We start from the raw sequence: 20,307 nt of genomic DNA, 5'->3' as shown, positions 1-20,307 counted from the left end.
AGGGCTATTTGACACGTCAACCTGCGGACCTGACCTTGCCGGTCTATCTGAGGCCGGTGTTCCTCGTTGTCTTTGTGGCTGCGCTGACCGGGCTCAAGCTTTGGTCTGCCGCCAACGCGCACTTCGTCGAGGATGAGGCCTACTATCGGCTTTGGGGGCTGTCGCCCGCCCTTGGCTATTATGATCATCCTCCGATGATCGCCTGGTGGATCTGGGCCGGACTGGCGATCTTCGGCGATACACCTCTGGGCGTTCGCGGGCTCGTGGTTTTTTCCTCTGCGCTCGGCTCATTTTTTCTCTGGCGGACGGCAGATATTCTATTCGACCGGCTCGTCGCCGGCTGGTCCGTGCTGTTCCTCAATGCCAGTATTCTCGTGGGCGTCGGCGGGATTCTTGCGACGCCGGATGCCCCTTCCGTGTTCTTTTGGGGCCTTGCGCTCTGGGCGCTCGCAGAGCTGCATTCATCTCAAAAGCCCAACTGGTTGCTGGCTGTCGGATTGTTCGCAGGCTTGGGGTTGGACTCAAAGTACTCTGTCCTGTTCCTGGGAGCGGGGATCACTCTTTGGCTTGTATTAGTGCCCTCAGCGCGCCGCTGGTTCGGCACATGGCAGCTCTGGGCGGGCGGGCTTATTGCCCTTCTGTGTTTTGCGCCGGTGCTCTATTGGAACCATCTCTACGACTGGGTCAGCTTCTACAAGCAATTTGGCCGCGCAGCGCAAGGCGGTTGGACCAGCAAATACATCTTTGAATTCATCGGAGCTGTTCTGGGATTGGCCAATCCGCTGATCGCGATACTGGCCGTTTTGGGGGCGTTCGGGCTGGGGCGGAAGGCAATTCGTGGTGATGCAGGTGCGGGGCTTCTGATCCTGACGATATCGCCCTTTTTGGCCTATCTATTGTTCCACTCGCTTCATGCGCGCGTTCAGGCCAATTGGCCCGCGCCCTTGTTCCCGACCTTTGCGCTGATGGCTGCCTGGTTCGTCGCTACGTCAAGCCAAAAGGTCTGGCGTTATCTCGCGCTTGCCGGTGTGATCCTGGGCGTAATCGTTGCGGTCATTGTCCAGGTCCATGCGGTCTCGCCGATAAGTGGTAAGCTGGCGCGGAAGGATCCGACCTTTCAGCTGCGAGGCTGGCCTGAAGTCGGCGAAAGAGTCGCAGAATTGGTGGACAAGGAAGGCGCAGCTTACATTGCGACCACTGGCTATGGCCTCAACGGACAGCTTGCCTTTCTGTTTGCGGGCGACTTGCCGGTCATTCAGCTCAATGAGCGCATTCGTTATGCGATGGAAGAGGACGTCGACCAGACGCTCTTCGAACGCCCGGGTCTTTATGTCAGTGAAGAAAGACGAGACGACAGCGCAGCGCTGTCCCGGTCTTACAAGAACGTCGAAAAGCTTGCGGTTTTGCCAAGAACTGTCAAAGGCGTCCTGTTGGAAAACCTGGTTGTCTATGTGGTCAGCGACGCTGTTGCTGTACCGCTGGAGCCTGTGAACAACATCCGGGCCAAATGACCCTACGGCGGCAAAGAGACCGGCAAGGTTGAAATCTATCGCGTGATGACGCAGGGATAGAAACCATCAATCTTGATTTCCGCCAGGCAAAGTTTGCATGAAACGAATTACCTTAGGCGCGCTGGACTACGGTCTGGCTTTTGGCGTCGACCGAACGCTACGGGCCCTGTTGCTGGAGGGGCGGCTAAGCGCGGTCGGCTGCATTGTTGCCACCGATCTCTGGCCCCGTGAGTTCAAACCCCTGCAAGACGTCGCAGCACAAGTGGGTGAGCGCGCATTGTTTGGATTGACGCTGGCGCTAAGCGGCGACCGGGTGCATCCGCTAAGCGAAAGAATGCAGAAGGTCTATGGCAATGAGATGCCGACGCGCGCCTCGCTTGAACGCCGCGCCATGGTGCGCCTGCTTCCAGAAGAAATTCTGACAAGTGAGATCCGTGCACAGGTCAGCGCCTATACATCGAAGATGGGAAGAGAGCCGGACTTTGTGACAGTCAGAGAGAGCCTCTTCGATCGCAGCGCGATTGTCCGGCTTGTGATAAATGCGCTGTCTCTTGAGGGCTTTTCAGAAAACCCGAAGATCGTCACCGCTATTCCGCCTGGCTTGCATACAGCGCGGATCAGACACATTGCGACAAAGGCTGGTTTCGATGTCTTGCCTTGGGGACCGCCTCTCCCCGAAACTGAAGATCCAGATGAGTTGCAGGTTCAGCTGCAGCATCATTTCGACGGCCTTTCGGACATGACCTTCGTCGCCTGTCTACCCGGTGCTGCGGACGATCGCCTGCGCCGTGACGAGGCGCCCGGCAAGATCGCGGTTCGTGAGGCTCATCGCGAGGTTCTGGCCAGCGAACGGTTCTTCCACACTCTCGATGAACGAGGTGTATTTCTCTACTGAGGCTATTTGGGTGGGCTCATTGTTGTGGCCGGAACGAAAAAAGGTTCCGGCGGGGGACGGAACCTTTTTCGGGGAGGTCAGAAGCGGTGTGTGTTCCGCTTCCATGTCTTTCCATATAGGTCTATTTTCTGGATATGCACGTGATGTGAGTCACAAACTTGATGTTGGTGGTCGTTTTCCAACCTGGGAAAGCGCTGCCGGGGAAGGGCAGTGCTGTGGCCGAAATTCAGAAATTTCTTCAAAATAGTTTTTCGCTCGAGGGCCTCTCCTCGGATCTTGCTGAACAGCTGTCGAGCCTTGCGAGGCCTATGAAAGTGGCAGCCGGCACGATCCTCTTTGAAAACGGTGATCCAGGAAATGGATGCTATGCCGTTCTCGAGGGATCGATGAAGGTTTCCATTCTCTCGATCGAAGGGGATGAGCAGCTGCTCGCGGTGCTTGGGCCCGGCGATCTGGTCGGCGAACTTGCACTGCTTGACGGTCGTCCGCGGTCGGCAACAGTAAGTGCGCTCAAGGCTGCTCAGCTGGCATTTATCGACAAGGCTGCCTTCGAACGATTTGCAGATGAGAATCCGGCCGTTTACCGGCATATGCTGTCCATCGTCGGCAAACGCTTGCGTCAAGCTAATGACGTCCTCGCTGCCCGGTCCTTTCTTCCGCTTCCTGGCCGTGTTGCGCAGACCTTGCTCCAGCTCTCGGAGACCTTCGGCAAACCCCTCGATGATGGGCGCGTGTTGATCCACTACAAGCTTAGCCAGGCTGATATTGCCAACATGGCAGGAGCTGCCCGTGAAAACGTCAGCCGCGTACTGAATGACTGGAAACGTGCTGGGATCATCAGCCGGATTTCTGGCTACTATTGTCTGGAGCAGCCTGAATGGCTGAAACAGGCAGCGGCACTTTGAGATCATGACAGACATTGCTCATCCAGCGGATCTCAACGTCCGATCGGCTTCTGCTCGAACGCCGGTCCATCCCGCCATCACGGCCGAGGGCATCGATCAGTTGGTCGAGGTGTTCTATTGCAAGATCCAGGCGCACGAACGACTTGGTCCGCTGTTCGAAGCGCGCGTCGATGGCCGATGGCCAGCGCATCTCGCAAAAATGAAGCTTTTCTGGCAATCGGTCCTACTCAAAACCGGCGACTACAAGGGCAAGCCTGTTCCGGTTCATGTGAGCCAGACGGCGATCCGATCTGATGACTATGGTGAGTGGTTGTCCCTGTTTCGTCCGGTCGCAAAAGATGTCTTTGGTGCTGAGGCTGGATCGGCGGTAGTCGTTTCTGCCGAGCGCATCGCGCAAAGCCTCTGGCTCGCAGGCTTTGGAACGCCCGGATGCGATATCCCTGCGGACCTTAAAAGCGTAAAGCCGTAGATCTCGGCTTTGGTTTCTCGTTGGGAACCAGTCATGCACGCAAGAACGTCTTGCGAAGCAGGTTCCAGCCGATAGTCTTCGAACAACTAAGTATGGCGGGAGAGAGAATGTGAGCACAGACCAAAAGCACGAAGATGCGATAGAAGCCCCATCAGGGGAGCTCACACTGCGCACCATGGCGATGCCGGCGGACACGAATGCGGCGGGTGATATCTTCGGTGGGTGGGTGCTCTCTCAGATGGATCTGGCCGGTGGTATCGCAGCTGGCCAGCGCGCCGGTGGCCGTGTGGTCACCATTGCGGTCGACCAGATGAAGTTCATCCGTCCGGTCCACGTAGGCGACGTTCTTTGCATTTACAGTCGGGTCGACAGGGTCGGCACGTCTTCTATGGGGATCATCCTCGAAGCCTGGGCACTTCGCCACCGCTACGGTCACCGCGAAAAGGTGACGGAAGCCAACTTCACCATGGTCGCCGTTGATGAAGACGGTCGGCCACGCCCGGTTCCAAAGGTGCCACCTATGGGAGACTAAGTGCGGGCCAGGCTACCGTTCAGCTGGAAATCTGCGTTGAGACGGGCCTTGGGCGCCGCCGTTTGAGGATGTCTGCAAACAGCTTCTCGTCGATGACAAAGGGGCAGCCGTTGGCCCAGTATCCCAGAAGGGTTTCAAGCCGTGTGCGCCGGTCCCTGCAATCCAGCTCAGGTTGATGCATTGGAAGCCCGCCGAGAATACGGATAGCGTCGACACGCGCGAGAACACAGTCTTCAGCTGCTTCTTCCCAAGCCTGGGTTTCCGAAGATTCTGGTGAAGCACTCGCCTGTACAAGTACGGCGCGTGAAAGGTCTGCGAGTTTGGCCGCCTGCCTGGCGAAAGGGTCCTTAGACAAAATAATCCTCCATCGGTTGCCCGAGGAGAACTGGCGCATGAAACGAAGTACCGCTTGGTTGCCGGTTGTTTCCTGGAAGAGACATCTTCCTGAAACCATCCGGCCGCATCCCTGGCGGGGACCACCTTGCCCGGTTAGGCAGGTTGGCGAGGGCGCCAGCCCTTCTCTTGATGATGGCAGGGCTTATGCCACGTCTTCCTAACCAGGGCAAGTAAAGTCGAAGTATGGCAGGTATGCGGCGAGAGCCCGTTCAGCTGTTGACGAGATCATCCCTGGCTCGGTCATAGTCGACCATTCCGTCCACCAGATGAATCCGCCGCTGCATCCGCTCAGCCAAGTCTATATCGTGGGTGACCGCGACAACTGTGGTTTCCTCCTTGGCAACGATACTGGCTAGAGTTTCGAAAACCTGCTCGGTTGCGACGGAGTCCAGACTTCCGGTCGGCTCGTCTGCCAGGATCAGCTGTGGTGCATTTGCGAGGGCACGCGCGACTGCGACGCGCTGCCTCTGGCCGCCGGAGAGCTGCGCCGGCCGACGGTGCAAAAATTCGCTTAGTCCGAGCCCTTCCAGCAGCGCTGAGCCTCTTTCTCGCTGCTGACGATAAGACAGCTGACCGAGTTTCTGCATCGGGATGGTCACGTTCTCCAGCGCCGAGAATTCTGGAAGCAGGAAATGGAACTGAAAAACAAACCCAAGTTTCTCAAGGCGTAGGTGTGCCAGGTCTCGCTTGGAGAGACTGTGAGTCCCCTGCCCATTGATCAGAACCTCCCCTTCGGTCGGGCGATCCAGAAGTCCAAGCAGATAAAGCAGTGATGATTTCCCCGAGCCTGACGGACCGGTGATGGCGACAAACTCGGAAGAGCCGATTGAGAAATTGACGTCCTTGACCAGCGTCACCGGCACGATGGCAGGCAGAACTCTGGTCAGCTTGCGCACTTCCAGAAGAGGACGGGATACGGCCGTGGGCGGCGCAGAGTGCGTCATGTCGCACCCCGGATTATGTCAACGGGATTGAGGCGCGCCGCGCGCCGCGCCGGGAAGTATCCCGCGATACTCGACGAAAAAAGAGCGAGTCCGCTCGCGATCGCATAATGCAGTGTAGAAAAGTAGATCGGCAGATGCGTCATCTCCCTCCCGGCGGAAAACTCAAAGCGGATGGTGGCTAGATAGCTGGAGAGACCATAGCCAAGCATACAGCCCGCAGCTGCGCCGAGGACGCCGATAACGAGCCCCTCGAGCACAAAGATCTGCTGGATATCACCTTCGGGAAAGCCCAGCGATTTCAGGATGGCAATGTCGCGGGCCTTCTCGTGAACGATCGTCGAAATGATGTTGAAGATACCGAAACCGGCGACGAGAAGTATTGCTCCAACCACCGTGTACATGATGACATTGCGGACTGCGAAGGCTTCCATCAGTCCTTCATTGGCTTCCTCCCAGGAGACGGCCTTGTAGCCGAGCTGGCGTTCTGCCCGCGCAGCGATCGTGTTGGAGGAATTGATGTCATTCAGCCGAATGGTGATCCGGTTGATGATGTTTGGCTTCTCAAACAGGATCTGAACAGCCTTCAGCGGAGCGTAGGCCAGTCCCTCGTCGCTGCTTGAAACGCCGGTGTGGAACAGCCCGACAATCTTGAAACGCTTTGCCTGGCCAGTTCCGGAGGTCATCGTCACCGTGTCACCGATATCGGCGCCAAGGCGATCTGCAGCAGTATCTCCGATAACCAGGCCATTGCTTGTGCTTGTCAGATCGGCAAACGACCCCGCACGCATGTCCTCACGGATTTTCGAGACAACAAGCTCTCGCTCGGGGACCACGCCGACCACTGTCATGCCCATGTCCTGGCCGCTGTAACGAAGCACTGACTGTCCGGTTAGACGCTGAGCGATTTGCCCCGGCACCCACTCCCGTAAGGATGCGATCGCTTCTGTCGGGTTGCGAATGCCCCTGAGGTCTTCGAGCGGCCTCAAACCGTGAAATGCCACGGCATCAAATTGCCGGCTGGCGGGTTGAACAGTAGGGTTTCGTTTCTCGTCGCGTATTTCGACATGCGGGATTGCGTCAATGAGCGAAGTGGTGAAATCTCTCTGCGATCCCTCCATGAGACCTGCCATGGCAATCGAGAAGCCAACCCCCAAGGCGACGCCAAGGGTTGAGACCACGGTTTGTCGTAGCCGGTTCCGAACGTGCGTGGCGGCGATTTTCACCAGCAGGATCATTCCTGCATCCCCTCACCGGGGGAGACCTTCTTTCCCTGTTCAAGGTCCTCCACGAAGGGAGACATGACACGGGCATCTGATGCCAGCCCATCGAGTATCTCGACTGTCTTGGTACCGCGGATCCCAACTTGTACCCGTTGAAGCTGGAGCCGGTTCTCCTCATCCAGGGTCTGCACCTGGCTCCCGTCAAGGGCAGCCACTGGGAGCAGCAGTGTCTCCTCGACGTCTCGGGTGATGATGTTGAGTTCGACCGTCATGCCAATCCGCAGCGGTGTGTCCGCCGGTAGATCTAGGTAGACCCGATAGTTCTTCAAAACCGGGTCGCCCTTGGGCGTGATCCGGGAAACGGTTGCCGTCAGATCCTGATCCGGGAAGGCATCGGCACGTATCAGGGCTTTTTGACCCTTTGTGACCTTGGGTATGTCTTCTTCATTGACTTCGGCGACAAGCTGCAAAGGTGTCGGTGCTCCGATCCAGAAAAGAATCTCTCCCGGTTCGGCCACTTCGCCGACTGAGCCGTCCTGGCGCAGAACGACCCCGTCCATGGGCGCTGTGATGCGGTAGTCCCGCAGACGTTCTTTCTGGGCTGCCAGCAGCGCATTGATCTGGATGAGCTGGCTCTGGGCTTTGTCATAGAGCTGCTGGCTAACGACGCGGCGTTCCAGAAGTTCGAACGAACGTTCTCTTTCGGCCTTGGCAAGCTCCTGGCGTGCCTCAAGCTCGGCCAGGGTCGCCCTTGCGTCGCCGCTGTCGAGCACCGCAAGTTCATCGCCTTCCCGAACGCTGCTGCCTTCGCAGCCGCAAAGGGAAACAATCCGCTCGCGAATGATAGATGTCACCTTTGCCCAGGCAACTGGTTCTACCACGGCGGTCGCATACACGATTTCGGCAGCGGAACCGTAGAATGGCGAAACGACGGAAACCACCGGCGGACGGTTGGTCCACCAGAAAGCGCCTGCGATCACCGCAGTGAGAGGAAAAAGCACCAGCAGCGTGCGTACAATTGGCATGGCATCGCCTTGAAGAGAGTGACTGCAATCACTCTACCTCGCGGCGAGGCCAGATCCATGTTTTGGATCAATTTCCTGTTTGGCCTAAAGATCCGAAACCTTGACGACCAGCTTGCCCTGGTTGCTGCCATCGAACAGCTTGTTAAGGGCGGTAGGTGCGTTTTCGAGACCTTCGACGATATCGAGGCGATATTTCAGTTGGCCAGCCTGAAGCATTTCGCCCAAGGCTTTGAAGATCTCGGGATAGGTTTCGAAATGGTCGGTCATAACGAAGCCTTTGAGGGTCAAGCGCCGCCGCACGATCGCGGTCATGTCGGGCATTTCGTCCGGGCTGTCGCCATTGTAGACGGAAATGAAGCCGCACATGACAATCCGGCCGAATGCCTTCATGTTGCGTAACGCTGCGGCGAAAGGCTTGCCGCCGACGTTTTCAAAATGAAGGTCCAACCCCTCCGGAGCGAAGGCTTGAAGGCCCGCATCCAGGTCGTCGGTCTTGTAGTTGAGGGCTGCGTCGAACCCGAGCTCATTCACAAGCCAGTCGCATTTCGCCTTTGTGCCGGCAATGCCGATCACACGCAGACCCAACGCCTTGCCGATCTGCCCGACGAGCGATCCGACCGATCCGGCAGCGCCCGTGACGCACAGCGTTTCGCCGCGCTTCGGTTCGCCAACCTTGACGAGGCCATGGTAAGCGGTTGCGCCTGCAAGGCCGAAAACGCCCATGTAGGCTTCCATTGGGACGTTTTGAGGCACGACATTCAGTGCGCCCGGCTCAACGTCGAGATACTCGGTCCAGCCTGTAAAGCCGGAAACCCAGTCGCCCTCGCTCAAGCCTTCGCATCGGCTTTCGGTCACGATCCCGATGCCGAGCGATCGCATCGTTTCGCCGAGCGGGATCGGAGGCAGGTAGCTGTTGGTGGCTGGGGAGACCCACCCACGCATCGCCGGATCCAGCGAAACATAGACAACTCTCACTCTTGCCTTGCCCTCGACAAGGGAGGGAAGGGGCTCATTGCGGGTCTCGAAGTCGGTGTCAACAAGCCGTCCGGAAGGACGAGACGCCAAAACTATCCGTTTGTTCTGCATGGGGTGCTCAATAGTGTGGGGGTTTTTCTACAGTCGGGCTGGGGAGCGAGTTCTCAATCAACTCTTCCATCTGGTCCGTCATTTCGGCGATCTTGCGGGTCAGGCGATAGATCTGTTTGCCCTGGTCGATGACCACCTGATTGAGTTCATCAATCGTATGATTGGCGTGGGCCAGGTCCATTTCAATCTTTTCGATCCGCTCTTGCTGGTCAGTCTCGGGCTTCATCGGTTTCCACGTTGCCTTCGTTTGCTGCGTGCTTTGTCAGCTCGTCTCTGTCGTGAATATGTGGATCGTATGTCTCATGCATCTCGGCATCTGATCAAACACTTTCCTCGTTCGATCGTTCCGGTGTGGCGTAAGAGTAGTCAAAAATACCGGAATCTAGGTCATTAGAATGCAGCGGTGCGCCAACAAAAAAGGGCGGCCCGAAGACCGCCCTTTTCAATTTCAAGCTCGGTTGGCGTGGCTTAGAAGCCCATGCCGCCCATGCCGCCCATGTCCGGAGCCGGCATTGCAGGAGCTGCGTCTTTCGGCAGCTCTGCAACCATGGCTTCGGTGGTGATCAGAAGGCCTGCGACCGATGCTGCGTCCTGCAGGGCAGTACGAACAACCTTGGTCGGGTCAATGATACCGGCTTCGATCATGTTGACGAATTCTTCGGTCTGAGCATTGAAGCCGAAGGTGACGTCATCGTTTTCCTGGATCTTGCCAACAACGATCGAGCCTTCAACACCGGAGTTTTCGGCGATCTGACGGATCGGAGCTTCAAGAGCACGCAGAACGATCTTGATGCCAGCCATGATGTCCGGGTTATCGGACGCAAGCTGAGCAACGGCCTTCTTGGCACGCAGGAGAGCGGTGCCGCCGCCAGGAACGATACCTTCTTCAACCGCAGCGCGGGTTGCGTTCAGGGCGTCGTCGACGCGGTCCTTCTTTTCCTTCACTTCGATTTCCGTAGCACCGCCAACGCGGATCACGGCAACACCGCCAGCGAGCTTGGCAAGACGTTCCTGCAGCTTTTCGCGGTCGTAATCGGAAGTGGTTTCTTCGATCTGAGCCTTGATCTGGCCAACGCGACCCTGGATGTCGTCCTTGGAACCTGCGCCATCAACGATGGTGGTGGTTTCCTTGGTGATCGCGACCTTCTCGGCAGTGCCAAGCATCTCGAGAGTGACGTTTTCCAGCTTGATGCCGAGATCTTCGGAGATCACTGTACCGCCGGTGAGGATCGCGATGTCTTCCAGCATGGCCTTGCGGCGGTCGCCGAAGCCAGGAGCCTTGACAGCAGCAATCTTCAGGCCGCCGCGCAGCTTGTTGACGACGAGTGTCGCAAGAGCTTCACCTTCAACGTCTTCTGCAATGATAAGCAGCGGACGGGAAGACTGAACAACAGCTTCGAGGATCGGCAGCATTGCCTGCAGGTTGGAAAGCTTCTTCTCGTGAAGGAGAATGTAAGGCTTTTCCAAGTCAGCAAGCATCTTGTCAGCGTTGGTGACGAAGTAAGGAGACAGGTAGCCGCGATCGAACTGCATGCCTTCAACGACTTCGAGTTCGGTTTCAAGCGACTTGGCTTCTTCAACCGTGATGACGCCTTCGTTGCCGACTTTCTGCATTGCTTCTGCAATGTCAGCACCGACCTGTGCGTCGCCGTTTGCGGAGATCGTGCCGACCTGAGCAACTTCAGCGGAGGTGGTGATGGTCTTGGAAGAAGCTTCGAGGGACTTCACTGCTTCAGCTGCAGCCATGTCAACGCCGCGCTTCAGGTCCATCGGGTTCATGCCGGCAGCAACAGCCTTGGCGCCTTCCTTAACGATGGACTGGGCCAGAACCGTTGCGGTCGTGGTGCCATCACCAGCGATGTCGTTGGTCTTGGAAGCAACTTCCCGGACCATCTGTGCGCCCATGTTTTCGAACTTGTCTTCAAGTTCGATTTCCTTGGCAACGGAAACACCGTCCTTGGTGATGCGCGGTGCACCGAAGGCCTTGTCGAGAACAACGTTACGGCCTTTCGGGCCGAGAGTTACCTTGACGGCGTTTGCGAGGGTGTCGACGCCCTTGAGCATCTTGGTGCGGGCATCGGACCCGAACTTTACGTCTTTTGCAGACATTCTATCGTCTCACTCTGTAACTGGTGGAAACTGAATGGATCAGGGACGCTCGCCTTAGGCGACAACACCCATGATGTCGGATTCCTTCATGATCAGCAGGTCTTCACCGTTGATCTTGACCTCGGTGCCGGACCATTTGCCGAACAGAACGCGGTCGCCAGCCTTGACGTCCAGCGGGATCAGCTCACCGCTGTCCTTGCGGGCGCCTGCGCCAACAGCAACGATCTCGCCTTCCTGAGGCTTTTCCTGTGCGGTATCCGGAATGATGATGCCGCCGGCGGTCTTCTCTTCAGACTCTACACGGCGAACAACGACACGGTCGTGCAGCGGACGAAATGTCATTTGGCTCTTTCCTCTCATGTGGCACGCCCCCAACCGAAAGGCAGCGTGCGGGCATGATAACTTTGGTTCGAAAGATCGCGTGGAATGTTCCTACGCGGCTGTTAGCACTCCCAGTGGGCGAGTGCCAGCAGCGCCAGTGATGTAGGATTTGGCCCGGATTTTGTCAATCCCGGGAAGCAGGAATTTGACTCTGCTTGAGATCGGTCACGCCGCCCCGTAGAGCGGAGACCCGGGTGATGCCGGCTGCTGTTTGGTGATCAAGGAAATAAGTCACGTGAGCGGTAAGCCGTGATCTTTCCGATCGGCGCAGGTTTTACTGAGCTGCTGACATCGTAAAGGGCAAGGTGACGGTTCCGGACTTGTCCGAGATCTTGTCGGTGTAAAGCGCTTCCAACACGTAATCGCCAGCCGGCAGGCCTTCGAACTGAAAGCTCAGGCTTGTCGGAAGCTCGCGCTTGCGACTGGGCGTTTCCCCGGCAAAGCGCGCAAAGCCATCTTGTTCAGCCAGCACCTGACCAGTTGTGTTGAGGAGCCTGAAACCAACCTCAATATCATGGCGGTGGCCACCGGCGGTTTCGGCGAAGCCATAACCAATGGGCTCTGCATAAACGGTAATTGTTTCGGTAGGCGAGAAGCTATTGCTGTCCCGCGCCGTGTATTGACCGTAGCCGGACGCGTTGGACGTCGCGAAAGTCGCAGCGGTAAACGCCAACTCACTCGCATCCCACGACGCATCCAGCGCTGCCAGTGAGCTTGACAGTGCATCAGACGGAGAGGGGAATGATGGCGAAGTAGTCTGGGCAAGAGACGCAGTCGCCACTGCCGCCGCCAATGAAAAAGCAGCAGCTCCGAAAGCTGAACGTGCGAATTTACCTGACATCATTTAATTAACCCCTGCGCATGCCCGATCACGTTGTTTTTCAACTTGTTTTAAAGTCGATATAGACTGACTTTCATCGGGACACAAGGAAATGAGTGCGGTGCAGTAAACACTGTGCTGGTTAACAACTACGCTCGAGCCAGCTTTGCTTTTTGCGGTAGATCGTCGAGGGGCTGATTTCAAGAGCGGCGGCGGCCATCGCAATGTTGCCGTCAAAAGCAACAAGGGTGTCTTCGATGATCCGACGTTCCTGGGCCCAAAGTGGCTCGATGGTTCCGAAGGGGCGAATGGTTGGCTGGCTCTTTGCGCGCTCGCGCGACAGATCGATCACCGACGTGGTCCGTCCAGATGGGTCCCGGATCAGCATGGGCAGCATGTCGATCGTTACGGATTGGCCTTCGTTCATCACGACGATCTGGCGGATGGTGTTTTCAAGCTGGCGTACGTTTCCGGGCCAGTTGTAGGCCAGCAGGCTGACCTCAGCGTCTGCATCAAAGCCCTTGAAACCGCGACGTTCTTCTGAGGAAAATCGCTGCAAGAAAATCTGAGCCAGATCCATGATGTCATCGCGCCGTTCCCGCAAGGGCGGCAGCAGGATCGGGAGCACATGCAGGCGGTAGTAGAGGTCTTCGCGAAAACGTCCTGCGGAAACTTCTGCGAGCGGATTTCTATTGGTCGCGCAGATGATCCGGGCGTCGACTTTGACGCTCTTGGTGTCGCCGAGGCGTTGAAAGGTTCCTGTTTGCAGAAAGCGGAGCAACTTGCTTTGCAGCATCAGGTCCATTTCCCCGATCTCGTCGAGAAAAAGCGTGCCGCCGTCGGCCTGTTCGGCAGCGCCAGTCCGGTTTTCCGTTGCGCCGGTAAATGCGCCGCGGACATATCCGAAGATTTCACTTTCGATAAGGTCACGTGGAATGGCCGCGCAGTTGATCGTCACGATCCGTTGCTTGTTGCGGTCTGACAACTTGTGAAGCGCGTTGGCGCAGAGCTCTTTGCCTGTGCCGGACTCGCCCGTGATGAACACCGGAGCCTGGGATGGCGCCATGCGGACAATTTGGTCATAGACCGCCTGCATCGGAAGCGATTTTCCGATCAGTTGGTCAAGCGCGCCGGCTTTTCTTGCGGCAGATGGCGTCGACGCGTCAGTCGCTTCAAGAGACGCGGACTTTGTAAGGTGTGTTTTCTCTGACCGAATGCTGAGATTTGGTTTTCTCTGATCCAGCTGAAAGGAGATTTTCGAAGCCAAGGCATCGAGTGAAAACGGTTTGGTGAGAAAGTCATGTGCGCCGGAACGCATGGCATTGACAGCGCGGGAAACGGACCCCTGTGCGGAAACGGCGATGATGACGGTCGATGGGCACCGGACCGCGAAGGGTTCGAGCGCGCTTTCTCCGCCAATGGTCTCCAGGTCCAGAACAAGCACGTCGGTATTGTCCCGCGTGAGATCTTCCAGGCAGCGTTCGGTCACGCTGTACAGGGAAGGATCTTCGCATTCGACTGCAAGCTTCGCACTCACGGCTGCAGTTCTCGCCGCGTCGGCAGGAGAGCAATCCAGAACACGTACCATCACAGGCCTTGTCAGGCCCTCTTTACTCCCCATTGCTGGGCGTCCCCCGTCTCTCTTGGCTGGGTTGATTCGGGTCGGTCGATGTCCTCAACCGGCCTGACGATAATTCTACGAACAGGGTAAACAAAGCGTTGTCGCCGCTCCGAAATTGCATTCCACCCAGTGTGGCTGCTTGAAAACGGCTGGTCACTCAGCAGGAAGGATCGACGCGGCAATGCGCTTGAATAGTTGGGGTGAGAGAGGTGGCGTCTTTAAAATTCGTAACGTCTGTGGACGCTATGCGGCGTGCCACTGATCTGCAGACGCTGCGGCAGGAGGCAAGTTATTGGTCCACGGCCACGCCTTTGACGGTCGAGACAAGACTCTGGGATGAGACGGGTCTAAGAGCGTTTGAGCTCCATATCAGGGGACAACCCCTTTTATCCGCAAATGCATACGGCATTGGATTCGGTCGCTGCCAAATCTTAAGGCATGATTAACGCCAAGTTTTTGATTCGAGTTGAGAGCCTTTGGTGATCATGGGGCGCACCGCCACCTTCTTCATAGCCATCTGCATGGGCATTATCGCGATGTCCGTTGCCGCCGTGCTGATTTTTCAGTTCGGGCGGCCTTTCGGCGAAGCTGTGTCCCTGGGGCTTGCGTTGATGTGCACGATGATCCTGTTTCACCTGCTGGTGAGCCGGGCAAGAGATCGTGGCGCGGTCAGTGACGCGGTCGATCGGCTCGAGGATCGCATGGCAGAACTTGATGAGGATGTCGGCAACCTCGAAGGCCGCCTGACCGGCATGGAACACACGATTCCTCATCGGACGCGGGAGGAAATTGACCCACTCTTCGCCGAGGTGGAGGTTCTTGGCACCTTGGTCAAGCAGATGGCAGAGGCAATGTCCGATCTGGAGACACGCGTCGAGGATCAAAAGGCTCTGCCACCGGCACCGGCTCATGCCGAACTTCCTCACTACTCAAACACTCCGCCGTTCCAAAACCAGCCTTACGCTCAACCACAACGTGAACCTGCAGCTCCGCCGCAGCAGGTCTCCTATCAGGCTGAGCGATACGCAGCAGCGCCAACTCCTGGCAATTCAGGTCATGAGGTCACCCAGCCGACTTTTTCTGAGCCAGCCTATGCATCTGGTCAGGAAAATTTGAACGCCAGCGCGGGATCAGCTGCGGACGCACGTGGAGGTGTTTTCGCATCTGCAGAAGAGGCGGCTCAGACGACGCCCGAGCACGAGGTGCCAGCGAGCAACAATTCAGATCCGCTCATGCGCGAATTGATTACGTCTGCACTGAACTCGAACCGCGTTGAGCTGCATTTGCAGCCAATCGTGACTTTGCCTCAGCGCCAGGTGAAATACTATGAGGCCTTTACGCGTCTTCGTGACTCGCGTGGAGAACTCGTGGAGGCATCGGCTTTCTTGCCGGAAGCCGTTCGGTCGGGCCAGATTGCCCGGATCGACAATCTGTTGCTGTTTCGCTCAGTGCAGGTCATTCGCAGACTGACCTCACGCAACCGCAATGCGGCGCTCTTTTGCAACATTTCTTCGCTCTCGCTCGTCGACGAGACATTCTTTCCCGGGTTTCTCGAGTTCGTGAACGCCAACAGAACTCTGTCTGATGTTCTGATTTTCGAGTTTAGCCAGAGCGACGTGGCTGAGATGGGCGTGATGGAGATGGAGAGCCTCAGCGCTCTGTCCGAAATCGGCTTCAGCTTCTCGATTGATCGCATCGTCGACATGAAGATGGACTTCAAAGCTCTTGCGCAGAAGGGCTTCAAGTTTGCCAAGCTAAACGCGGACTATCTGATCGGGCGCCGCTCAGCAGATCACGGTCATATCCATCCGTCGGATTTTGGAGACCTGCTGCACCGATATGGTATCGAGTTGATCACCGATCACGTCGAGACTGAATCGCAGGTTCTCGAACTGCTCGACTACGATGTCCATATTGCGCAGGGCAATCTCTTCTCGCCGCCTCGACCCGTGCGCGCCGAAGTTCTTCAAGGAACCCCGGCCCCCACGGCACGTAAACGCGCCGCAGGTTGATTTTAGTTCGCGGATCTTAGTTCGACGCAGGGCCAACGGTCGAGACTGTCGGCACTTTTCCAGCCAGCAGTCGTTTGGCGACACGTCGAACATCCTCAAGGGTGACAGCTTCTATCTCTGAATTGCGCCTGTCGAAATAATCGATGCCCAACTCGGCGTTCTGCAGGGCGACGAGCTGCCTTGCGATTTTTCCAGACGCATCAAACCGCAGTGGGTAGGAGCCGGTCAGGAAGCGCTTTGCGCTCTCGAGTTCGGCTTCTGTCGGACCTTCAGTTGCCATGCGCTCAAACTGCTCCAGGATCACTGCCAGCGTCTCTTCCGCGCGATCCGCTCTCGTCGCAGCAGAGCCGAGGAGTAGACCTCCTGCGTCATAGGGAGACAATGATGTTCCGGTGCTGTAGCTCAATCCGCGTTTCTCGCGCACCTCCTCATAGAGCCAGGAGGTGAAAGTGCCGCCGCCCAGAATATGGTTCATGACAAACGCCGCCTGGTAGTCAGGATCATCCCGCTTGAGACCGGGCAGCGCGAAGACAAGTTTGGTCTGGGGAACTGGCATCGCGTGATCGACCCGTTGACCAGCTTGGACATCCATCGCGGGAACGGGGTTGATGTCGCCGGTCCCAGGAAGGGTTTCAAATACCATGTCCAGCAGGGGAGCAAGCGTCTCCGCGTTGATGTCGCCGACCACGCCGATGCGAAGCGTTTCGCGCGAAAAGATCCGGTTTTTCTGAGAGAGCAGATCATCCCTGGTCAGACTTGCGAGGCTCTCTTCTGTGCCACTTGTCGGGGTGGCGTAAGGATGTTCTCCGAGCATCGCCTTCAGCATGTTTCGCGACGCAATCGTGTCCGGGTCACGTGTTGCCCGCCGAATGCCGACGGCCAATTGCGCCTTCATGCGATCAACTGCGACCTCATCAAAGCGAGGATCGTTGACTGCCAGCCGGAGCAGGTCGAACGCCTCGTCGCGCGCGGGCGTCAGGGCTCGGAGGCTACCGTAAAAGTAGTCTTTGCCAGTGTTGAAGCTGATGCCGACCGCGAGATCTTCCATCCGGGCCTGGAACTTTTCAGAGGAGAGATCACCTGCGCCTTCATCCAGAGTGGAGGCCAGGAGGCGCGTCAGGCCTTCCTTGCCTTCCGGGTCTTGAACAGCGCCGCCATTGAACGAGAAATTGACCGCGATGATCGGGACCGTATTGTCTTCAACCAGCCAGGCCTCAATGCCCTTCGGACTGACAACGCGCTGAATATCGACTGCTTGAGCTGTCGACAGCGTCAAGCCTAACGCCCCAAGCGCAACCGCACCGGCTGAGATGGCGTGACGTAGGTGTTTTTGTGCAAAGTGCAGCATGGATCACGACTTCTCTGGTTTGGTTGTATCGGAAAGGGCTGTGTCTTCCGTCGGTGTCACCAATCGACCCACAACAGGTTTGCCGGAAAGATATTTGCGCGCGACCTCTTGCACATCCTCTGGCGTAACTGCGCCAAGCTGCGAGGGCCAAGTCTGGACATCGGAGATCGTCTGACCGGTCGCAAGCGCACTGCCGAAGATTCTGGCCAGACTTTGCTGACTGTCCTGGGCGTAGATTGCGCTGGCGATCATGCTGCGTTTGGCCCGGGCGAGTTCTTCCTCAGTAATGCCACCGGAGATGACCTTCTCGAGCTCCTCGTGAATGATCGCTTCGATCTCATCCAGCGTATGACCTTCACGCGGTGCGCCGTAGAAGCCGAAACGGCCGTCATTCAGCGCGCCACCTTGATAGTAGCTGCCTGCGTTGATTGCGAGTTTGCGCTCGAGAACGGCTTCCTTGTGCAATCGGCTGGTTGCGCCGCCGCCGAGAACATATGCCAGGACGTCAAGCGCCTCCGCCTCATGACCTTGACCGGTTGTCTGGCTGGGAACAATCCAGGTCATTGAGACTGTTTCCTGCCGAACACGCGGATCTGAGACAGAAATGCGGCGTTCGCCAGCGAGTGGCGGTTCTGCTGGACGTACCCTGGCGCCTGGTTCTGCGCGGCGGGCGACCTTGCCATAGGTCTGCTCAGCAAGTTTTTTGACGTTTGCGGCATCAACATCACCGGCAATAACGAGCACTGCATTGTTCGGCGTATAAAAGCGATTGTAGAAAGCGATCGCAGAATCCTTGTTCAGCGCTTCGATTTCGCTTTGCCAGCCGATGACCGGCGAACCATACGGATGATTGACGAATGTGATTGCTGTAAGCGCTTCGCGAAGCCTGGATCCCGGATCACTGTCTACCCGCATCCGGCGCTCCTCAAGAACCACGTCGCGTTCCGGTGCGACCACCTCTTCGGTCAACACCAGATTCTCCATGCGATCGGCTTCCATCTCCATCATCAAGGGCAGATGCTCTTTCGCCACGCGTTGGAAATAGGCGGTGTAGTCGGCGCTTGTGAATGCGTTTTCTTGCCCGCCATTCTCGGCGACCATGGTTGAAAAGGCGCCGTTCGGATGGTTCTTCGTGCCTTTGAACATCAAATGTTCGAGGAAATGTGCGACGCCCGATTGCCCCTCCGGTTCGTCAGCAGAGCCAACCTTGTACCAGAGCATATGGGTGACGACGGGAGCCCGATGATCTGGAATGACAACCACTTCGAGGCCATTGTCGAGCGTGAAGTGGCTGAGATCAGGTGCAATCCGAAGGTCGGATGGAAGCTCCAGAGGTCGGCTATCCTGTGGTTCCGCTGCCAGCACGGCAGATGGCAGGCCCAAAAGCGTGACTGCCAAGGTAAGGGCAGCAAATTGGCTGCGGCGGAATGATCTGGGTTGGGTGCGCAAGATGGCCTCCGCGAAAAGGGGTGTCGTGTATCTTTCCGTGGCAGAGTTCGTTCATGCCGGACGAAAGGTACTTTGGTTGTTATAGGGTCGGAGGTTGTCGAAGGCTCATTAAAGATCGGTCATTTTCTCGCGAGCGTTGTATCTCGCGCGGCCCAGCTCAAATAAAAACCGCCCCACGTTCGACGAGGGGCGGTTCAAAACGATCAAGCAGAATTGAAGGGCGAATGGTTATCGACCCCTGCGGCATTCTCCACCGCTTTCCTCAAGGCACCGCATGTCAAGCGGCGCGCTGTCGTATTCGTCTTTGTAAGCGGTGGTCTCGGTCCTCACGACGTCCGGCATGGGCGCATCGGCAGACGGCACCGAATAGGCTGAAGGAGGGTCGGTCAAGTATCTACGGGTCGGCAGGCTCGTGTTAGTTACGGCATTGACCTCTTTTGTGAAAACATTTGCTGAGCTGTTTTGCGCGCGCATTTCGGCATTTGTCAGACGATCCCCTGAGGTCACCTCTTCATCGCGCGTCTCAGCAACGATGTTCCGTTGCGTGTTGGAACTGATGTTTATGCCGCGCATCTGCTCAGGCGAGAGGACACCTGGATGCCGTCCGTCTGCACTGGCATAAATAGCTTTGATTTCGGCCAAGTCCTTGTTGCCAGCATTCTTGGGCCATGCCTCGGATTTGCTGCCAGCGACCTGAGTTTCCGGTTCCGGAAGAGCGGTTGAATTTGCCGGCATGGCAAGTGGTGCACGCGGCTTGTACTCTATCGGTTTCGCTTGAGGATCTACTGCGCCGAGGCCGGACATCAAACCGGCGACAAGAGCCGTATCCGGCGCTTGGCTGGTTCCATCGGCCGCCTGACATGCCGCCAGTGCGGCACCTGCCGTGAGCAAGAGCGCAATTTGGCGCAAATTCTTAAAAACCGTCCGCAGCACCCCGGACTCCTTGTTTTTTGTTCTGCCAAAGCGAACACAGTGCGTTTTTTGAGCGCCGCATTCTAACCTAGTTGGCATACTAAACGCTATTTTGCGGCTTTATTTGGACCGCTCTGAAACCCGTCATACAGGAGACCGGCGACTCCGGCAACGATCCAAACGTCCGCGAGGTTGAACACGTACCAAGAGAAGGTTCCCACGTGGAAGTGTACGAAGTCCACGACAGCGCCATAGGCGAGGCGGTCAATGCCGTTTCCGATCGCCCCGCCGACAATGAGCGCGAGAGCGAAGGCGAGAAAGCGCGTCTCGGCCCGAACCGACCAAATCCACAATCCGATTGTAGCAGCCACCGTGCCAATCGCGAGGATCCAGCGTCCAAGATCTCCATCCTGCTGAAACAGGCCGTAGGAAATGCCGCGGTTCCAGACGAGCACGATGTCGAGCACAGGCAGAACCGCAACGGGTCCTGCCTGCGCAAGATTGAAACCGTACAGAAGCCAGATTTTGGATGCTTGGTCGAGAACAAGGCCCACCAGAGCGATCCAGAACACGAGGCGGCTGTGCTGCCCCCATAGCCATCTACCAGCCCAGCTGCTTGGCGTGGATGATAAGGGCGTGTTGGGCTGGTCCATGACTTCCCGATTCAGGTGT

20 protein-coding genes and 1 riboswitch are annotated in these 20,307 nt (G+C 57.1%); of the genes, 6 read left to right on the top strand and 14 right to left on the bottom strand.

What is annotated here, in order from left to right:
• Positions 1-8: 8 nt before the first annotated feature.
• The 5 genes from IG617_RS17410 to IG617_RS17390 all read left to right on the top strand — a co-directional run bounded on the left by IG617_RS17410 (position 9) and on the right by IG617_RS17390 (position 4,312).
• Positions 9-1,511 carry a glycosyltransferase family 39 protein gene (locus IG617_RS17410; RefSeq protein ID WP_209008570.1) on the top strand — a complete coding sequence of 501 codons (1,503 nt, stop codon included), beginning with the start codon at positions 9-11 and terminating at the stop codon, positions 1,509-1,511.
• Positions 1,512-1,608: 97 nt separating this feature from the next.
• Entirely contained in the window at positions 1,609-2,406 is a 798-nt protein-coding gene (locus IG617_RS17405) for a ChbG/HpnK family deacetylase (RefSeq protein ID WP_192110502.1), read from the top strand.
• Positions 2,407-2,714: 308 nt separating this feature from the next.
• Positions 2,715-3,311 (top strand): Crp/Fnr family transcriptional regulator, encoded by a 597-nt coding sequence (locus IG617_RS17400; protein WP_246542243.1) that lies wholly within the window; start codon positions 2,715-2,717, stop codon positions 3,309-3,311.
• 4 nt (positions 3,312-3,315) lie between these two features.
• Positions 3,316-3,780 (top strand): group III truncated hemoglobin, encoded by a 465-nt coding sequence (locus IG617_RS17395; RefSeq protein ID WP_192110500.1) that lies wholly within the window; start codon positions 3,316-3,318, stop codon positions 3,778-3,780.
• A gap of 175 nt (positions 3,781-3,955) precedes the next feature.
• Entirely contained in the window at positions 3,956-4,312 is a 357-nt protein-coding gene (locus tag IG617_RS17390; protein WP_192110665.1) for an acyl-CoA thioesterase, read from the top strand.
• Positions 4,313-4,331: 19 nt separating this feature from the next.
• On the opposite strand, the gene IG617_RS17385 is transcribed toward IG617_RS17390, so the two are convergent.
• From IG617_RS17385 to IG617_RS17340, 10 genes are all read right to left on the bottom strand, one after another.
• Positions 4,332-4,667, bottom strand: a complete 336-nt coding sequence (locus tag IG617_RS17385; RefSeq protein ID WP_192110499.1) for a hypothetical protein — start codon at positions 4,665-4,667, stop codon at positions 4,332-4,334.
• A 54-nt stretch (positions 4,668-4,721) separates the two neighbouring features.
• Positions 4,722-4,846, bottom strand: a riboswitch (SAM-I-IV-variant riboswitch).
• A 71-nt stretch (positions 4,847-4,917) separates the two neighbouring features.
• Positions 4,918-5,652 carry an ABC transporter ATP-binding protein gene (locus tag IG617_RS17380; protein WP_192110498.1) on the bottom strand — a complete coding sequence of 245 codons (735 nt, stop codon included), beginning with the start codon at positions 5,650-5,652 and terminating at the stop codon, positions 4,918-4,920.
• Positions 5,649-6,887 (bottom strand): ABC transporter permease, encoded by a 1,239-nt coding sequence (locus IG617_RS17375; RefSeq protein WP_192110497.1) that lies wholly within the window; start codon positions 6,885-6,887, stop codon positions 5,649-5,651. Before IG617_RS17375 ends, IG617_RS17380 begins: the two co-directional genes overlap by 4 nt.
• A complete protein-coding gene (locus IG617_RS17370; protein WP_192110496.1) occupies positions 6,884-7,897 on the bottom strand; it encodes an efflux RND transporter periplasmic adaptor subunit in 1,014 nt (337 codons plus the stop codon). The genes IG617_RS17375 and IG617_RS17370 overlap by 4 nt, the downstream gene beginning before the upstream one ends.
• An 84-nt stretch (positions 7,898-7,981) precedes the next feature.
• Positions 7,982-8,983 carry an NADP-dependent oxidoreductase gene (locus IG617_RS17365; protein WP_192110495.1) on the bottom strand — a complete coding sequence of 334 codons (1,002 nt, stop codon included), beginning with the start codon at positions 8,981-8,983 and terminating at the stop codon, positions 7,982-7,984.
• A 7-nt stretch (positions 8,984-8,990) separates the two neighbouring features.
• Entirely contained in the window at positions 8,991-9,209 is a 219-nt protein-coding gene (locus IG617_RS17360) for a SlyX family protein (RefSeq protein ID WP_192110494.1), read from the bottom strand.
• Between the two features lie 242 nt (positions 9,210-9,451).
• Positions 9,452-11,092, bottom strand: a complete 1,641-nt coding sequence (gene groL / locus IG617_RS17355) for a chaperonin GroEL (RefSeq protein WP_192110493.1) — start codon at positions 11,090-11,092, stop codon at positions 9,452-9,454.
• Positions 11,093-11,146: 54 nt separating this feature from the next.
• Complete coding sequence (gene groES / locus IG617_RS17350; protein WP_153770824.1) at positions 11,147-11,434, bottom strand: co-chaperone GroES; 288 nt, start codon at positions 11,432-11,434, stop codon at positions 11,147-11,149.
• A gap of 313 nt (positions 11,435-11,747) precedes the next feature.
• The gene (locus IG617_RS17345; protein WP_192110492.1) at positions 11,748-12,317 is read right to left on the bottom strand and encodes a hypothetical protein; all 570 of its coding nucleotides are present in this window, start codon (positions 12,315-12,317) and stop codon (positions 11,748-11,750) included.
• Positions 12,318-12,435: 118 nt separating this feature from the next.
• Positions 12,436-13,914, bottom strand: a complete 1,479-nt coding sequence (locus tag IG617_RS17340) for a sigma-54-dependent transcriptional regulator (protein WP_192110491.1) — start codon at positions 13,912-13,914, stop codon at positions 12,436-12,438.
• A 485-nt stretch (positions 13,915-14,399) separates the two neighbouring features.
• On the opposite strand from IG617_RS17340, the gene IG617_RS17335 reads away from it, so the two are divergent.
• A complete protein-coding gene (locus IG617_RS17335; protein WP_192110490.1) occupies positions 14,400-15,926 on the top strand; it encodes an EAL domain-containing protein in 1,527 nt (508 codons plus the stop codon).
• A 16-nt stretch (positions 15,927-15,942) separates the two neighbouring features.
• Here IG617_RS17335 and IG617_RS17330 read toward each other — a convergent pair whose 3' ends face one another.
• The 4 genes from IG617_RS17330 to lspA all read right to left on the bottom strand — a co-directional run bounded on the left by IG617_RS17330 (position 15,943) and on the right by lspA (position 20,288).
• A complete protein-coding gene (locus IG617_RS17330; protein ID WP_192110489.1) occupies positions 15,943-17,274 on the bottom strand; it encodes a M16 family metallopeptidase in 1,332 nt (443 codons plus the stop codon).
• A gap of 3 nt (positions 17,275-17,277) precedes the next feature.
• A complete protein-coding gene (locus IG617_RS17325; RefSeq protein WP_192110488.1) occupies positions 17,278-18,723 on the bottom strand; it encodes a M16 family metallopeptidase in 1,446 nt (481 codons plus the stop codon).
• A 228-nt stretch (positions 18,724-18,951) separates the two neighbouring features.
• Positions 18,952-19,656, bottom strand: coding sequence for a hypothetical protein (locus IG617_RS17320; protein WP_192110487.1), 705 nt, complete (start codon positions 19,654-19,656; stop codon positions 18,952-18,954).
• 86 nt (positions 19,657-19,742) lie between these two features.
• Complete coding sequence (gene lspA, locus IG617_RS17315) at positions 19,743-20,288, bottom strand: signal peptidase II (RefSeq protein ID WP_192110486.1); 546 nt, start codon at positions 20,286-20,288, stop codon at positions 19,743-19,745.
• Positions 20,289-20,307: the final 19 nt, after the last annotated feature.

Origin of the sequence: Roseibium polysiphoniae, assembly GCF_014842925.1 — a bacterium.
GTDB lineage: Bacteria > Pseudomonadota > Alphaproteobacteria > Rhizobiales > Stappiaceae > Roseibium > Roseibium polysiphoniae.
The sequence above is the reverse complement of the archived record's forward strand: the minus strand, read 5'-3'. Positions and strand labels throughout refer to the sequence as shown.

Coding starts and splice junctions, on each gene's coding strand:
- IG617_RS17365 (WP_192110495.1), bottom strand. CDS start 8,983: ATGCAGAACAAACGGATAGTTTTGGCGTCTCGTCCTTCCGGACGGCTT.
- groES (WP_153770824.1), bottom strand. CDS start 11,434: ATGACATTTCGTCCGCTGCACGACCGTGTCGTTGTTCGCCGTGTAGAG.
- IG617_RS17400 (WP_246542243.1), top strand. CDS start 2,715: ATGAAAGTGGCAGCCGGCACGATCCTCTTTGAAAACGGTGATCCAGGA.
- IG617_RS17380 (WP_192110498.1), bottom strand. CDS start 5,652: ATGACGCACTCTGCGCCGCCCACGGCCGTATCCCGTCCTCTTCTGGAA.
- IG617_RS17395 (WP_192110500.1), top strand. CDS start 3,316: ATGACAGACATTGCTCATCCAGCGGATCTCAACGTCCGATCGGCTTCT.
- lspA (WP_192110486.1), bottom strand. CDS start 20,288: ATGGACCAGCCCAACACGCCCTTATCATCCACGCCAAGCAGCTGGGCT.
- IG617_RS17390 (WP_192110665.1), top strand. CDS start 3,956: ATGGCGATGCCGGCGGACACGAATGCGGCGGGTGATATCTTCGGTGGG.
- IG617_RS17335 (WP_192110490.1), top strand. CDS start 14,400: ATGGGGCGCACCGCCACCTTCTTCATAGCCATCTGCATGGGCATTATC.
- IG617_RS17345 (WP_192110492.1), bottom strand. CDS start 12,317: ATGATGTCAGGTAAATTCGCACGTTCAGCTTTCGGAGCTGCTGCTTTT.
- IG617_RS17370 (WP_192110496.1), bottom strand. CDS start 7,897: ATGCCAATTGTACGCACGCTGCTGGTGCTTTTTCCTCTCACTGCGGTG.
- IG617_RS17330 (WP_192110489.1), bottom strand. CDS start 17,274: ATGCTGCACTTTGCACAAAAACACCTACGTCACGCCATCTCAGCCGGT.
- IG617_RS17360 (WP_192110494.1), bottom strand. CDS start 9,209: ATGAAGCCCGAGACTGACCAGCAAGAGCGGATCGAAAAGATTGAAATG.
- IG617_RS17375 (WP_192110497.1), bottom strand. CDS start 6,887: ATGATCCTGCTGGTGAAAATCGCCGCCACGCACGTTCGGAACCGGCTA.
- IG617_RS17340 (WP_192110491.1), bottom strand. CDS start 13,914: ATGGGGAGTAAAGAGGGCCTGACAAGGCCTGTGATGGTACGTGTTCTG.
- IG617_RS17405 (WP_192110502.1), top strand. CDS start 1,609: ATGAAACGAATTACCTTAGGCGCGCTGGACTACGGTCTGGCTTTTGGC.
- groL (WP_192110493.1), bottom strand. CDS start 11,092: ATGTCTGCAAAAGACGTAAAGTTCGGGTCCGATGCCCGCACCAAGATG.